The sequence below is a fragment of the Nitratireductor sp. L15S-10 genome, from assembly GCF_045011005.1.
Classification (GTDB): domain Bacteria; phylum Pseudomonadota; class Alphaproteobacteria; order Rhizobiales; family Rhizobiaceae; genus Nitratireductor.
The window spans coordinates 2,958,737-2,971,876 of sequence record NZ_CP120674.1; the positions used below are offsets into that span (position 1 = coordinate 2,958,737).

Sequence of the window (13,140 nt, forward strand, 5' to 3'; positions counted from 1 at the left end):
CGCAGCCGCGCCGCACCAGAGCACGGCTTCGGTTGTGCTCAGGAAGCGAACCCGGCTTCGTAAATCTCGGGTTTGAAGCCGACCACACGACGGTTTCCGAGATCGAGTACCGGGCGCTTTATCATGCTTGGCTGTTGTTCCATCAGGCGGATTGCCTTTTCGGCATCCATATCCGCCTTCTCGGCATCCGAAAGCTTGCGAAAGGTTGTTCCAGCGCGATTCAGAAGCTTTTCCCAGCCGACTTCCTCCACCCATGCTTTCAGACGGTCGCGTTCGATGCCGGCGGCCTTGTAGTCGTGAAACGTATGGGCAATGTCATGGGCCTCAAGCCAGGCTCTCGCCTTCTTCATTGTGTCGCAGTTCTTGATGCCATAGATCACGACAGGCTTTCCAACCGTCATCCTCAGATACTCCCAGTCAAAGATTTTCCTCAAAGCCAATGCAATGAGGTGATAGGCGTCTTTGAAGCCGGTTGGAAGTGCCTCACATATCGATAAGCACCGCACTGTCAGGCGACCACCGCAAAATCACGTCCTGGCCCTCGGCCAGTTTCGGGCCACCGCTGTTCTGCACGTGGACCTTGATGACGTCCCCGCCGTGATCGACGAAGTAGGTACTGTTGTTGCCCCCGAAAATGCGTTTCGAAACACGCCCCTTCAGGCGGTTTTCCTCTCCCTGGGTGGCGCTGTCGACCTCGCCTATGCTTATGCGTTCGGGCCGCACGGCGCAGCCTGCTCTTGACCCGATCGCCGGGCTCGCTCCATGGTTTGCACTGATGATCGTGCCATCCGGCAGGCTTATGCCACTGCCGGTCGCAACACCGCGAAGGATGTTGGCATCGCCGAGGAAGGTCGCCGCGAATTCACTCTCCGGCCTGTCGTATATCTCCTCGGGTGGGCCCTCCTGAACCAGACGACCGTCGCGCAAAATGCCAATACGGTCGCTCATCGTCAGCGCTTCCTCCTGATCGTGGGTGACGAAGATCGTGGTGATTCCGATCTCGCGCTGGATACGCTTCAACTCGATCTGCATGTCCACGCGCAGCGCCTTGTCGAGCGCTGACAGCGGCTCGTCCAGCAAGAGCACACGGGGCTTGGTCACGATTGCCCGCGCAAGCGCCACGCGCTGGCGTTGCCCGCCCGACAACTGGTGCGGACGCCGTTCTCCAAGCTGCCCCAATTGAACGAGATCAAGCGCGCGTTTCACCTCAACTTCGATCGTGGCTCTGGTTTCGCCCCGAACCGAAAGGCCGAACGCCACATTCTCGGCAACGCTCATGTTCGGGAAAAGCGCGTAATTCTGAAACACCATTCCGATACGCCGCTTTTCCACCGGCACCCGCTCGACCCCTTCGCCGCCAATGGCAATACGCCCGGCATCGGGAAAGTCGAACCCGGCTATCATGCGCAGCAAAGTGGTCTTGCCGGAGCCCGATGGGCCAAGCAATCCATAAAATCCCCTGTCGGGAAAGGCGATGGACACCTCATCCAGTGCCTTGTGCGAACCGAAGGAACGCGAAACCCTGTCGACGACGACCTCGGCCATTGTTTATTTCTCCCCCCCGAACTTGAAGAAGCGGGCGGTGACGAGCATCAGTCCCATGGATATGCCTATTATGATGGTGGATACGGCATTGATCTCAGGCGTGAAACCCTTGCGGATTGCCGCATAGATCTCCACCGGAAGTGTCGCTTCGCCCGGAGTCGAAAGGAAATAGGAAACGACGAACTGGTCGAATGAAACCGCGAAAGCGAACAGACCACCGGCGATCACCCCCGGCATGATCCACGGGAGTGTGACCCGCGTGGTGACCTGCCACTGGCTGGCGCCCAGCGAACGGGCGGCTTCTTCAAGCTCAGGAGCGAAGGTCTGCAGGCGCGCGGAAACGACAACGATGACATAGGGCAGCGCGAGAGCAACATGGCCAAGCAGGATGGCGTGAAGGCCACGCCCGATGCCGACGCCGAAGAAGAAGATCAACATTGCGGTGCCGGTGATCAGCCATGGAATGGCTATGGGCGGGAACAGCAGGGCCTGAAGCAGTCTCTTGCCTCGAAACTCATAGCGAAACAGCGCTATCGATGCCGCTGTCCCCAGCACGGTAGCGATTGCCGTGGTGAAGACCGCGATCTGGAGGGAATTCCAGGTTGCGGCGAGAAGTCGTCCGTTCCGTGAAAGATCGGCATACCAGCCCGTCGTCCATTCGAACGGCAATTGGTAGAATGGGGAAGCGTTGAACGACATCAACGCCATGATGCAGATCGGCAGGTAGAGAAAAGAGAGCAGCAGCACGATCCACACACGGCCGAGCGCCTCGAGCAGACGGGTCGTGAACATTATTGCACCCTTCTCAGGATCGGCGCCGACAGGCTGAGAATGACGAGCACCACAGCCAGCAGGATGAAGGAGAGCGCCGCGCCCAGCGGCCAGTTGAAGACGGCAACAAACTGATCCTCGATCACCGTGCCGTAGAACGTTCCGGTGCGCCCGCCCAGGATGCGGGGTTCCATGAACGAGCCAACAACGGGCACAAATATCAGAACGGAACCGGCAAGCAGGCCGGGCATGGCGAGTGGCAGAACCACGCGCCGCAGCGTCTGCAGTCTCGAGGCACCCAATGAGCGAGCCGCCTCGATGAGCGCGTTGTCAATTGCCTGCAGGGTCAGGTAGCAGGTCAGGACCATGTATGGCACGTATGAATGAACGAGACCGATGATCACCGCCGGATAGGAATACATGAGGTCAATGTCGATCCGGAACGGCGAGATGGCGTTCAGCACCGTGTCCAGCAGCCCCCCTTCCCGAAGCACCATGGCCCAGGAGAAGATGCGGACGAGGCCATTTGACCAGAAGGGAAGGATGACCAGGAGGAATATCGCTTCTCGCGCCCTGCCTTTGAGAACCCTTGCCAACACATAGGCTGCCGGAAACCCAATCACCGCACACCAGAGCGTCACCTCGAGGCCGAGACGGACCGACGCCCAGAGCAAGGTGACATACAGCCCGCTTGAAAAGAACGCAGCGTAGTGTTCAAGGGTCAAGGACCAATCCCTGCCAGACATGGGCAGGTCGGTCATGAAGGAAAAAAGCGCCATCGCCGAGAGTGGAAGGAAGATGGCCACGGCGAGCCAAAGATAGGCGGGTGTGAGCAGCGGCAGCGCTGGTCCGATGCCCCCTCTCCCGCGGATCGATGTTGCCATGGCTCTCCTCCCGATGGTCCCGGCGCCGCATCCCGCCCTTTGCCTCATGTGAGCGGGATGCACGTGTTCTTTTTCTGACTATTTCGCCTCAACCTTGAGTTCCTGCCAGATGGCCAGATATTTCTCTCTCTGCTCATCAGTGACGGGAGCCTGAAACTGGATGCGATCCGCCACTTTGGGGTCGCCCATCACTGCCCTGTTGAATGCATCTTCGGGAAGAGCCGCGACTGCCTTTTCATTGGCGGAAACCGGCGCACCGACTTTCGTGACCCATTCGACGTAAAACTCCGGATCTATCATGTAGTTGATAAAGGCTTCAGCACCCTCGACATTGTCGGAGCCGACGGGAATGGAGAAGGCGTCGAGCCAGGCAACGGCTCCCTCCTCCGGGATTACCAGACTGACCGGCAGGTTGAACTGGGTCTTGGCACGATCAGCCGAGCCGGACCAGTATGTGCCAATATCGATCTGGTTCGAAGCGACCATCTGGTTCCAGTCATTCTCAGAGCTCCAGAAGGTGCGGATCTGTGGCATGAGCGAAGTGAGCTTCTCCTTCACCGCATCCATGTCCTTGATGTCATTGATGTCTTGCCCCGAGGCGATCGCACCGAACTGGATAGCCTCGACGGCGTCATCACGAATGACGACCCTGCCCTTGTGCGCCTCATCCCACATGACCGAGATGCTGGTCGGCAGCGTCTCGAACGACTTGTCGTTGACGGCGATCGCAGTCAGTCCCCAAACCCATGGCACACCGTAGACCTTGCCGTCCTGATTCAGCATGGGCGAGCTGGCCTTGTCGCCGGAAATGTCCGCGTAATTCGGGATTTTTGCGGTGTCTATCGGCTGGATGAGAGATTCCGCCAGTGCCTGACCGGTGAACGCCGCATTGATCATGACAACATCGTAGAGGCCGGGATTCGTCCTCAGCTTGGTCAGCATTTCCTGTTCGGAGTTGAAGAAGTCGTTGACCACCTTGTGGCCCGTCGCTTTCTCGAACGCTTCCACAGCCCAGGGCTCGTCAGCGCCATACCCCTTCCAGTTGAGCACATGCAGCTCGGCGGCATGGACGGAAACCGCACACACGGAGAGCAGCACTGCTTGCGCTGCCAGTTTCCCAAGCAATTTGGTCATCGGTTGTTCCTCTCTTTTTGTGCCATCGTTGTTATTGTTGCCTGCGCATCTCATCCCTGCGCACCGGCTCGTCAGCCTCGGCGTGATTCCGCTCTGCCAGGAAAGACCGTATTTCGGCGTCGCGGGGCGCAGCGCAACCACCATGCCGGCTCACCGATATCGCAGCCGCTGCGTTGGCATAGCGTAGGGCCGCAAAAGGTTGTTCATGCCGCGCCAAGGCAGCAACAAAGGCCCCGATATGCGTGTCACCGGCGCCGTTTGTGTCTACCGCAGGCACTGAGAATCCGTCGACGGCGCCATCGCTTCCATCCCGCAACAGAAGATATGCGCCAAATGCACCGGAGCGAATGACCACACCATCTGCCCCCGGACAGTGTTCAGACATGAGAAGAGCAGCGTTGGTGGCAGGTTCGGACGCACCGGCAATCGCGCGCGCTTCTGCGACATTGCAGCTCAGCCAGGTGCTGCGGGCCAGAACCCGGGCACGGATAAAAGAAGGGATGTCCGCTACGACCGGAGTCGGGTCGAAAATGACGGGGATGCCCGGCGGCAGGGCCTCGACCCAGTCGGCCAGTGCCTCACGGCTGCCGGGGTAAGACAGTGTGTAGCCGGATATGAAAACCCAATCGGTGTCCTGTACGATTACCGGGGCCAGGTCCGCGATCGTCAGCACCGCTTCTGCACCGGGCCAGGAGACAAAGGTTCGTTCGGCATCGGCAGTGACCAACACCACACAGTTTCCACTGTCGAGGTCGGGCGCGCGCGGGGTCAATGTTTCCACCCCTTCGGCAGCAAACGCCGCACGCAGAAAATCCCCCTCCGGTCCTGTGCCATGGCGACCGGCAAACGCAACCGGCAGACCGGCCCGTCTGGCTGCGACCATCACGTTGAAGCCACCGCCGGCGATGCGGTTGTAGCTCGATGCAGTCTTTTCGCCCCCCGGTTTCGGCAAGGTGTCGATCCGGTAGACGTAATCAACAACGGCACTGCCGGCATGGATGAGACGCGTCATGCTGCCTCCTCGTCTCCGAAACGGCGGAAGCGCTCTGCAACGAGCTTCGCGGACAATGTTTCAACCACCCCCATATCGAGCCCGTTCAACTGGGCGATACGGTCTTGCGGCAGGCTATTCATGCCTGCGCAGGCGCCCGCCATGCCTGCCGCGATCGCCCCAATCGTATCGGTATCTCCACCCAGATTGGCGCTGATGACCGCAGCACGCCAGGGATCTCCCTGTGCCACCTCGAGAACAGCGAAAGCAGCCGGTACAGACTGCTGGCTTGCCACACCTGTGCCGATGAGCTCCGAAATCAATTCGATCGCGCGTTCTGCAGGCTCTTTGCGCACGAGGTCTGTCGCCCAACGAATGCGGGCTGAAATATCAGGGCCCGCCACCCAGTGCCCATGGCCTGCACCCAGCTTCGCGGCGTCAATGGCGTGCTTGGCCGCATGCCGCCAGTCGCTGCCAGAAACACCATGACTGACGGCGGCCGCCACTGCCGCCGCCGAAGCAATCGCCATGGATGTGTTGTGGGTTGCGCGGCAGGTTTCGGCCACCTTGGCGACCAGCGCAGCCGGTGCACTGGCCGGCATCATGATACCGACCGGGGCGATGCGCATGGCGGCACCGTTGGTGTCGCCGTCGCGCCCCGCCTCTTCAGGCGGCGTGCCGCTGTTGATGGCGTCTATGGCGCGTTTGGTGGAAGGGCCAAGCAGATCGTAGCTTCCGCGGGCCTTGACGTCACGCTCCCACTCGACAAGCGCATTCACCCACCGGCGGTGATCAAACGTGTCCCCGGATTCAAGCAGGATTTGCGCCAGCAGCAGTGCCTGTTCGGTGTCGTCGGTGATCGCGCCGGCCGGCAACCCTTTCGATACGGGGTGGTCGGGAGCCGGCACAACGAAACTCTCGACGAATCCGTAAGCCTCGCCGATCTGGGCAGGGGAGAGCAATTGGGTCGGCATGCCAAGCGCATCGCCCAACGCCCCGCCGATCAACGCAGCCTTTGCCCGGTCCTCTGCAACTGACCTGTCCGACATGCCTCAGAACTCCAGGTGCAGGGCAAAATGCGTGGGGTTGAGCAAGCTGGTGACATACTCGATCGGATATCCGTTTGGCCTTCGTGTCACGCGGCGCGTTCGCAGAAACGGTGTTCCTGTTTCGCACCCGAGGATGGCCGCATCCTCAGGCGACAGCATTTCGATGTCGGCCCACTCTTCTCCATGATCCGGAACAAGCCCAGCGCCCCGCAACGTCTGGTGCAGGGAGCCTTCCCGCAATCCTTTGAGGGGAACTTCTTCCAGCTCGGGCGACAGAGGAAGGCGCGAGCGCTCGATGGAGATGGCGTATCCGGTGCCCGCATTGCTGCGTGCGCGATCGACTGCGATGAAGGCCGACTTCCCGATGCCGAGCATCTCGGCCAGTTCCGGATCTTCAATCACTTCCAGACGCAGCGTGCGGGTCTGGACATTGGCCCCTGCGTCAGCCAGCGCCTTCGACCAGCCGATCCCGTCATCGACCATCTTTCCGTCGAACGTGACAAAGGAGCCGATACCGACCTTCGTCGTTATGAGCCCCCTCGCAGAGAGCTCTTCCAGGCCGCGCCGCACCGTGTTGCGGCTGACGGAAAAGCGCTGCACCAGCTCATTTTCGCTTTGCAGCCGCTCGCCAAACCCCAGGGCGCCTGAACGAATTTCCCGCTCCAGAACCGTGGCGATCCGCTCAGGCTTTGCCATCCCCGGTGATAACGTGTTCGCGCGTCGAGACATATAAACCTGTCCAGTGAACCTGTATAATCCTGTACTTTACAGATTGGCAGGAGTCAACGCACGAAGGACCAGACCTGAGCTTAAGGATAACCTGCGGCAGCGCGCGATCAGGCAGACGACACAAGCGCCGAGAGTGTTTCCAAAGCCATGCACGCTGAAATGCAGACCGCTTGATGGCGATCGCCTACCGCGGCCAGGAATCTTGTTTATGGCGCTTCACCGGCCGGAGGTGACCGGTCTCCAATGCTCTGTCGAGCAGTTCCTGCGCATACTCCCGGCCCGGTGGGGCGTCCGTAAACAGGATACGATACATGATCGGAGCGATAACCCGATCGAGAAGCTTATCGACATCTGTCGGCAGGTCTTCCTCCTGTGCCTCGCGTCCGAGAATCATCTCGAGCTGCTGGAGCGCGCCTGGGTGGAGGTGTTCCAGAAGATCGACGCGTTGATCGTTCCCACTGTGCCAACCGTGGCAGCACGACGCGGCCAGAAAGCACTCATCTGGCAGAACGGAAGTGAAGAGCAGGTCGTGGAGGCTTATGTGAGGTTGAACGCCGCTGCAAATCTGACGGGCGTACCGGCGCTGTCGGCCCCCGCGGGGCGGCATTCATCCGGCCTGCCTTTCGGTGTGCAGTTCATCGGCCCCGCCCATTCGGAAGCGGTGCTCCTGAAGCCTGGGCAGTTGGTGGAGGGCATCACGGGGCAGCTGCCGATGGCCAGTGCCTGCACCGACTGCCCTCCACACCTGACCGGGCTGCGCGCCCCGTGAGAGGCAGCGTCTCGGCGCTGCCTCACAGTGGTCGCGGCTGATCAATCATCAAGACTGGTGTTTTTGCGATCCTCAGACGGTTCGCCAATCCGCGTTATCGCCAGAGACATGTCCCTCGCGGCTGAAAGCGCCCGTGCAGTCGCCATCAACATTTGCGGAAGCACCATCCATTCAAGGCTCCATGCCGCTCCCGAACGCTCCTGCTCATGGATCATCGCATGATGCATGGCGGAAACCTGCGTAGCATTGAACCGGCCAAGCGTTACGAGAAGTTCGGCCAGCACCGGGTTCTGCTTATGCGGCATCGCCGATGATCCACCGCCACCCGAAAGCGCGATTTCGTCGATCCCCTGTTGCGCCATCAGCATCACATCCTGCCCGAACTTGCCAAGTGTCCCCGTGACAAGGGAAAGAAACGATGCGTAGTCGGCGATGCTGTGGCGCATGGCGTGCCAGGCCTCGCCTGCGGGTGCGAGACCGAGGGTTTCGGCAACATCGGCAACGATGGTGTCAGCGAGAGCGCCGACTGCCTTGCGATCACCGGAAGCGCCACCAATCTGAACCCGTTCGACAACAGGGCGCAGCGCGGACAGACGCTTCAGATGGTCATCCAGCGGAAGGCGCCAGGTCTTGGCCCGGTCACGGACTGCAATCATGGTGGCCGCCTGCATTCGCGTACGCCCCATCAGGGGCGCGTCCCCAAAACGATCGACGAGTTGATCGAGCGATGCCACCAGCGCCCTGAAGCGCACTTCCAGAAGATCGGAGGCCTCTTTCAGAGTCAGGGCAAGCGCCGTGTCCACGACATCCTGAGATGTGGCATGACGATGAACCGCGTCCGGCCCCGCTATCGCCTTTAACTGCCGAACCAACCGCGGCACCGGCACACCGTCCTGTGCCATGCCGGCAGCGATGTCCGACAGGTCGATCTGTGCTTTCTCGATTGCGAGCGCCGCCGCCTCGGCCTGTTCAGCATCGAAAAAGCCTGCGCGCCCACAGGCCCGCGACCAGGCAGCCTCGAAGGACAGCATGTGGCTCATCTGCCGATCTGGGCCCAGGATCGAGGCCATCTCCGGGTCGCCGAACAAGCCCGCCAGCCATGGATGATCAAAAACCGAAACGTTCATCCCGAAGAGCCTTTCGACATTGTTCGAGCTGCCTTGATCGGCGCTGCGCTATCAATTGCATCTGTCAGAGATCGAGAAACACCGTCTCGCGCTCGCCCTGAAGACGGATGTCGAAACGGTATTTCCCATCGGCAACTTTCTTTGCGATCAGCGTTTCCGCGCGCGGGCGCTGCTCGATGCGTCCCAGCAACGGATCGCCAGAATTGTCCTCATCCTCGAAGTAGATCCGTGTGTTGAGCCCTGTATTGATACCGCGCGCGACAATCCACAATGAAATGTGAGGTGCGCTTCTCACACCTCCACGCCCCATATAGCTTCCCGGTTTGACCGTTTTAAGCCTGAACTCGCCGGTTGCCTCATCGACGGCGAAGCGGCAATGGCCCGAAACATTCGGGTCGGCGCCATCCTGTCCCGGGAACTTGCCTTCTCCATCGCACTGCCAGCTTTCGATCAGCGCGTCGCGCAACACCCATCCCGTGCCGTCGAAGACGGAACCGACAATTTCTATCATCTGCCCCTTCACGTCATCTTTGACGGGCGAGGCACCAATCTCCTGAGGGAAGGAACCGGCATTGCCTGCATAAGTGGGCATCAGGCCGATGTGAACGTATGGACCGGCAGTCTGGGAAGGCGTTTCAGCAAGAGTGGCCAGCTTCTGAACCATGATCACATGCCCTCCAGCCTGTTTTCAAACATTGTCTGTCGACGACCGCGCAACACAATATCGAACTTGTATGCGAGGTAATCGAGCGGGCGCGATTTCGACAGGTCGAGCGGCGCCACAAGGCGATCGAGATGACTGCGGTCCCTGACGGTCGCTGCGATCGGGCAATGGGCAATCAGCGGATCCCCCTCGAAATACATCTGCGTGACGAGGCGCTGGCCGAAACTTTGGCCGTAGATCGAAAAGTGGATATGCATCGGGCGCCAGTCATTGGCACGGTTCGGCCAGGGGTATGCGCCCGGCCGGATCGTGAGGAATTCATAATAGCCGCGTTCGTCGGTGAGCGTGCGGCCACATCCACCGAAATTCGGATCGAGCGGGGCAAAATAGGTATCCTTGACATGCCTGTAGCGGCCACCGGCATTGGCCTGCCAAATCTCGAGAAGCGCATTTGGCACCGGCCGGCAATTCTCGTCCAGCACACGTCCATGCACGAGAATGCGTTCGCCCACGGCGGGGGCAAGCCCCTTGGACCAGTTGAGGATGAGGTTGTTGTCCAGCTCACCGATCAGTTCTGCCCCGAAAACAGGGCCGGTTTCCTCCGAGGGTGTGCTCTCCATCGAAAGAAGCGGCAGATTGGGCGAGCGCGTCACGCTTGTCTTGTAGTCCTCAGCATAAGCTGCCGGATGAACCGAATGATTGCGCGGGATGAGTGGTCCGAGATCCCTCATTCGTCATTCTCCTCCATTTCCACGAAAGTTTGTTTGGCAAGCTTGAGGGCATGGTTGGCCTTTGGCACACCGGCATAGATGGCGACGTGTTGCAATGCCTCTGCGATGTCTTCCCGGGAGGCACCCGTGCGGGCCGTGGCGCGTATATGCATTGGAATTTCCTCAAAATTGCCAGTCGCTGCAAGAAGCGCGACGGTCAGCATGGACCGCTCGCGACGGGTAAGGCGGTCAGACGCCCACACCGTGCCCCAGGCACCTTCGGTGATCAGCGACTGAAAAGACTGATCAAATGCGGTCTTGGCGGCCTCCGCCCGATCCACATGCGCATCTCCGAGCACCTCGCGGCGCACTTTCATGCCCCTGTCATACCTGTCACTCATCACAGCATCCTTTCCACAAAGGTCATGCACCTCTTCGCAATTCAGCCGATGTTCCCACCGCGGGCAAGTCAACGCCTCCCCGGACATGCGACATTCATCACCGGAAGGATGTGCAGCAAGGGGTTTCACCTGTTCAGGGCCCCATACACGATTGCGCCGGCCGAACCCGGCAGCGTTTATTACCTGCGCGACCAGCTCCACAGGCAGACTGACATAATTTCTTCCTCCGAAAAAATATTAAGATATGCAAAAAAGCATAACCATATGGATATACCTCTCGGCATGAAACTGCGCCATGTTCAGGCGTTTCTATCGGCCTGACAGCATGACAGCATTTCTGCCGCGGCGAGAGCGCGCGGCGTCTCGCAGCCTGCCCTCTCGAAGACCATCCGCGAGCTTGAGACGCTTTGGGGTTCGGCATTGTTCGAGCGAGCTGGCCGGAACGCCGTTCTCACCCCTGCCGGGGAGGGATTTCGGATGCATGCGCTCTCGGCACTGCAGAATCTTGAAGCCGGTGTGCGCAGCCTCTCTGGCGGTGCAGCCGTCGATCTGGTGAAGGTGGGCGTCTTGCCAACAGTGGCGGGCGGGTTCTTCCCCTCCGTGGCCCTGGACTTCGCTCAGGCTCGCCCCCAGGCGCGGACCGGGGTCATTACCGGACCAAACCGGTATCTCATTGAGATGCTGCGTAGAGGAAAAATCGACCTGATGGTGGGGCGAATGCCTTCCGCCCGGGACATGCCTGGTCTGTCATTCGAATATCTCTATGAAGAGCCCATTCTTCTTGTCGCTCGCACGGGCCACCCCGCGCTTCAGCGTCCCGCACGCGAGGCGCTTTCCGGATTTCCACTCATCCTGCCGAACCCTGGCGCGATTATCCGGGAAACGGTTGACCGGTACCTTGCCGCCATGGGGCTTTCCGACATCGCTCCGACCTTCGAGACAGTGGCCCTCCCCGTTGCCCTGTTGCTTCTGGAGCGCTCCGATATGCTTTGGTTCATATCGCGCGGGGTTGTGGATGAACCTGTCTGCCCGACTGTGCGCCGAACACGGCGTAATGCTGCTTTCCACCTCACACGACATGGAGCATGCGCTGACATATGCGAGCCGGGTCGTGGCTTTGAAGAATGGACGCATCCTCTTCGACAAGGCGAGCGACAAGGTTTCGCAAAGCGATCTGAAAGACGCATTCGATGGCTGAAAGCACGCATATGGTACCTGGACGTCTTTCCGGGATTACGCCCCTCCATTCTCGTGATCTTCGCGATCGTGCTCGCCATGGAATTCATCACCGACCGGCTGCGCGCGCGTATCCAGTGAGTGTCGAAATGATGGAGCAGATCACGCAGGACTTTGACATGCTCCGTGTCGGCAGCCCTTCATCAGTGAGAGCCAGCGATGCAGTGCCCGCCCAGGATGCCTGCCCGGATTCAAAGACGACGCCACCAATATCAAGATCAAGCACCTAAGGTCAGGTCGACCTCTCTGCTAACTACGGGGGTCAAGCCGGTCGCGGAGCCGGTCACCCAGAACATTGATGCACATAATGAATGCTGTCATGGCAAGCCCTGGACCGACAACAAGCCACCAGACGCCAGTGATCAGGCCGAATTGCCCTGAAGCGATCATGGCACCCAGACTGGGTGTCGGCGGCGGAACGCCGAGCCCCAGATAACCGAGTGCCGACTCGGCAACGATCAGGGTGGCCATTTCAAGTGTGGCAATGACAATCAGCGGGCCGGCGATGTTCGGCACTATATGCAAGAACAGAATACGCGGCGTCGAAGCTCCAAGCGCCCGCATGGCCAGGATAAGATCAGAATCGCGCAATGCCAGAACCTGGGCACGCGCCACACGCGCGAACACCACCCACACCGACAGCGCCAGCACGATGACAATCGACTGGAAGCTGGGGCCCACCGCAGTGACGAATGTGACCACCAGAAGGATGGCTGGAAAGGACATCTGCACATCAACGATACGCATCAGAACTTCCTCTACAAGGCCCCGGAAGAACCCGGCGATGATACCAATCGCCGTGCCAATACTCATCGCCAGCATCATGGCAAGGGCTGAGATGGTGATTGACGTTCGCAAGCCGAACAGAATGCGGGAAAGCTGATCACGGCCAAGTTCATCGGTGCCCAGAGGATGCCCGGGAACAGAGCCGTTGAGCGGATAAGGCGGCAGTTCCGCGTCGAGCAGAGACTGCTTCGCCGGATCGACGGCCCACAGTGGTGCGCTGAGCGCCAGGGCGAAGAGGATCAGCAGCACGGCAAGCGCCACAACGACACCGATGCGCCGTCGCGCAAGTCGCCTTCTGCGACGTCGAGGCGGAGAGGTTTGTGCGTCCGTAATTACTGACATGG

Annotated in this window: 16 protein-coding genes and 1 pseudogene; 3 read left to right on the plus strand and 14 right to left on the minus strand. The window is 60.0% G+C overall.

Features of this window, described 5'->3' with window-relative positions; all coding sequences use genetic code 11:
• Window positions 1-38 precede the first annotated feature (38 nt).
• From P2W41_RS14150 to P2W41_RS14190, 9 genes are all read right to left on the minus strand, one after another.
• The gene (locus tag P2W41_RS14150; RefSeq protein WP_404933491.1) at window positions 39-401 is read right to left on the minus strand and encodes an ArsC family reductase; all 363 of its coding nucleotides are present in this window, start codon (window positions 399-401) and stop codon (window positions 39-41) included.
• Window positions 402-483: 82 nt separating this feature from the next.
• Entirely contained in the window at window positions 484-1,545 is a 1,062-nt protein-coding gene (locus tag P2W41_RS14155) for an ABC transporter ATP-binding protein (protein WP_404933492.1), read from the minus strand.
• 3 nt (window positions 1,546-1,548) lie between these two features.
• Complete coding sequence (locus P2W41_RS14160) at window positions 1,549-2,337, minus strand: ABC transporter permease (RefSeq protein WP_404933493.1); 789 nt, start codon at window positions 2,335-2,337, stop codon at window positions 1,549-1,551.
• On the minus strand, window positions 2,337-3,200 hold the full coding sequence (locus tag P2W41_RS14165; RefSeq protein ID WP_292899614.1) for an ABC transporter permease: 864 nt from the start codon (window positions 3,198-3,200) through the stop codon (window positions 2,337-2,339). Before P2W41_RS14165 ends, P2W41_RS14160 begins: the two co-directional genes overlap by 1 nt.
• Before the next feature lie 78 nt (window positions 3,201-3,278).
• On the minus strand, window positions 3,279-4,334 hold the full coding sequence (locus P2W41_RS14170; RefSeq protein ID WP_404933494.1) for an ABC transporter substrate-binding protein: 1,056 nt from the start codon (window positions 4,332-4,334) through the stop codon (window positions 3,279-3,281).
• A gap of 31 nt (window positions 4,335-4,365) precedes the next feature.
• Complete coding sequence (locus tag P2W41_RS14175) at window positions 4,366-5,346, minus strand: PfkB family carbohydrate kinase (RefSeq protein WP_404933495.1); 981 nt, start codon at window positions 5,344-5,346, stop codon at window positions 4,366-4,368.
• A complete protein-coding gene (locus tag P2W41_RS14180; protein ID WP_404933496.1) occupies window positions 5,343-6,374 on the minus strand; it encodes an ADP-ribosylglycohydrolase family protein in 1,032 nt (343 codons plus the stop codon). Before P2W41_RS14180 ends, P2W41_RS14175 begins: the two co-directional genes overlap by 4 nt.
• Before the next feature lie 3 nt (window positions 6,375-6,377).
• Window positions 6,378-7,103 carry a GntR family transcriptional regulator gene (locus tag P2W41_RS14185; RefSeq protein WP_292899606.1) on the minus strand — a complete coding sequence of 242 codons (726 nt, stop codon included), beginning with the start codon at window positions 7,101-7,103 and terminating at the stop codon, window positions 6,378-6,380.
• Window positions 7,104-7,287: 184 nt separating this feature from the next.
• Window positions 7,288-7,497: a hypothetical protein gene (locus tag P2W41_RS14190; protein ID WP_404933497.1), complete on the minus strand. Its 210-nt coding sequence runs from the start codon at window positions 7,495-7,497 to the stop codon at window positions 7,288-7,290.
• A gap of 30 nt (window positions 7,498-7,527) precedes the next feature.
• Here P2W41_RS14190 and P2W41_RS14195 point away from each other — a divergent pair, with 30 nt between their 5' ends.
• Window positions 7,528-7,872 carry an amidase family protein gene (locus P2W41_RS14195; RefSeq protein ID WP_404934985.1) on the plus strand — a complete coding sequence of 115 codons (345 nt, stop codon included), beginning with the start codon at window positions 7,528-7,530 and terminating at the stop codon, window positions 7,870-7,872.
• A 41-nt stretch (window positions 7,873-7,913) separates the two neighbouring features.
• On the opposite strand, the gene P2W41_RS14200 is transcribed toward P2W41_RS14195, so the two are convergent.
• The 4 genes from P2W41_RS14200 to pcaC form a co-directional block, all read right to left on the minus strand.
• Entirely contained in the window at window positions 7,914-8,999 is a 1,086-nt protein-coding gene (locus P2W41_RS14200; protein WP_292899602.1) for a 3-carboxy-cis,cis-muconate cycloisomerase, read from the minus strand.
• A gap of 64 nt (window positions 9,000-9,063) precedes the next feature.
• Complete coding sequence (pcaG, locus tag P2W41_RS14205) at window positions 9,064-9,663, minus strand: protocatechuate 3,4-dioxygenase subunit alpha (RefSeq protein ID WP_292899600.1); 600 nt, start codon at window positions 9,661-9,663, stop codon at window positions 9,064-9,066.
• Window positions 9,664-9,665: 2 nt separating this feature from the next.
• Entirely contained in the window at window positions 9,666-10,394 is a 729-nt protein-coding gene (gene pcaH / locus P2W41_RS14210; RefSeq protein ID WP_404933498.1) for a protocatechuate 3,4-dioxygenase subunit beta, read from the minus strand.
• Complete coding sequence (pcaC, locus tag P2W41_RS14215) at window positions 10,391-10,774, minus strand: 4-carboxymuconolactone decarboxylase (RefSeq protein ID WP_404933499.1); 384 nt, start codon at window positions 10,772-10,774, stop codon at window positions 10,391-10,393. The genes pcaH and pcaC overlap by 4 nt, the downstream gene beginning before the upstream one ends.
• 333 nt (window positions 10,775-11,107) lie before the next feature.
• Here pcaC and P2W41_RS14220 point away from each other — a divergent pair.
• Both P2W41_RS14220 and P2W41_RS14225 read left to right on the plus strand, forming a co-directional pair.
• A pseudogene (locus P2W41_RS14220) lies at window positions 11,108-11,182 on the plus strand (LysR family transcriptional regulator); the annotation flags it as partial.
• A 69-nt stretch (window positions 11,183-11,251) separates the two neighbouring features.
• A complete protein-coding gene (locus tag P2W41_RS14225) occupies window positions 11,252-12,091 on the plus strand; it encodes a LysR substrate-binding domain-containing protein (RefSeq protein WP_404933500.1) in 840 nt (279 codons plus the stop codon).
• Window positions 12,092-12,259: 168 nt separating this feature from the next.
• On the opposite strand, the gene P2W41_RS14230 is transcribed toward P2W41_RS14225, so the two are convergent.
• Window positions 12,260-13,138, minus strand: a complete 879-nt coding sequence (locus tag P2W41_RS14230) for an ABC transporter permease (protein ID WP_292899592.1) — start codon at window positions 13,136-13,138, stop codon at window positions 12,260-12,262.
• Window positions 13,139-13,140 lie beyond the last annotated feature (2 nt).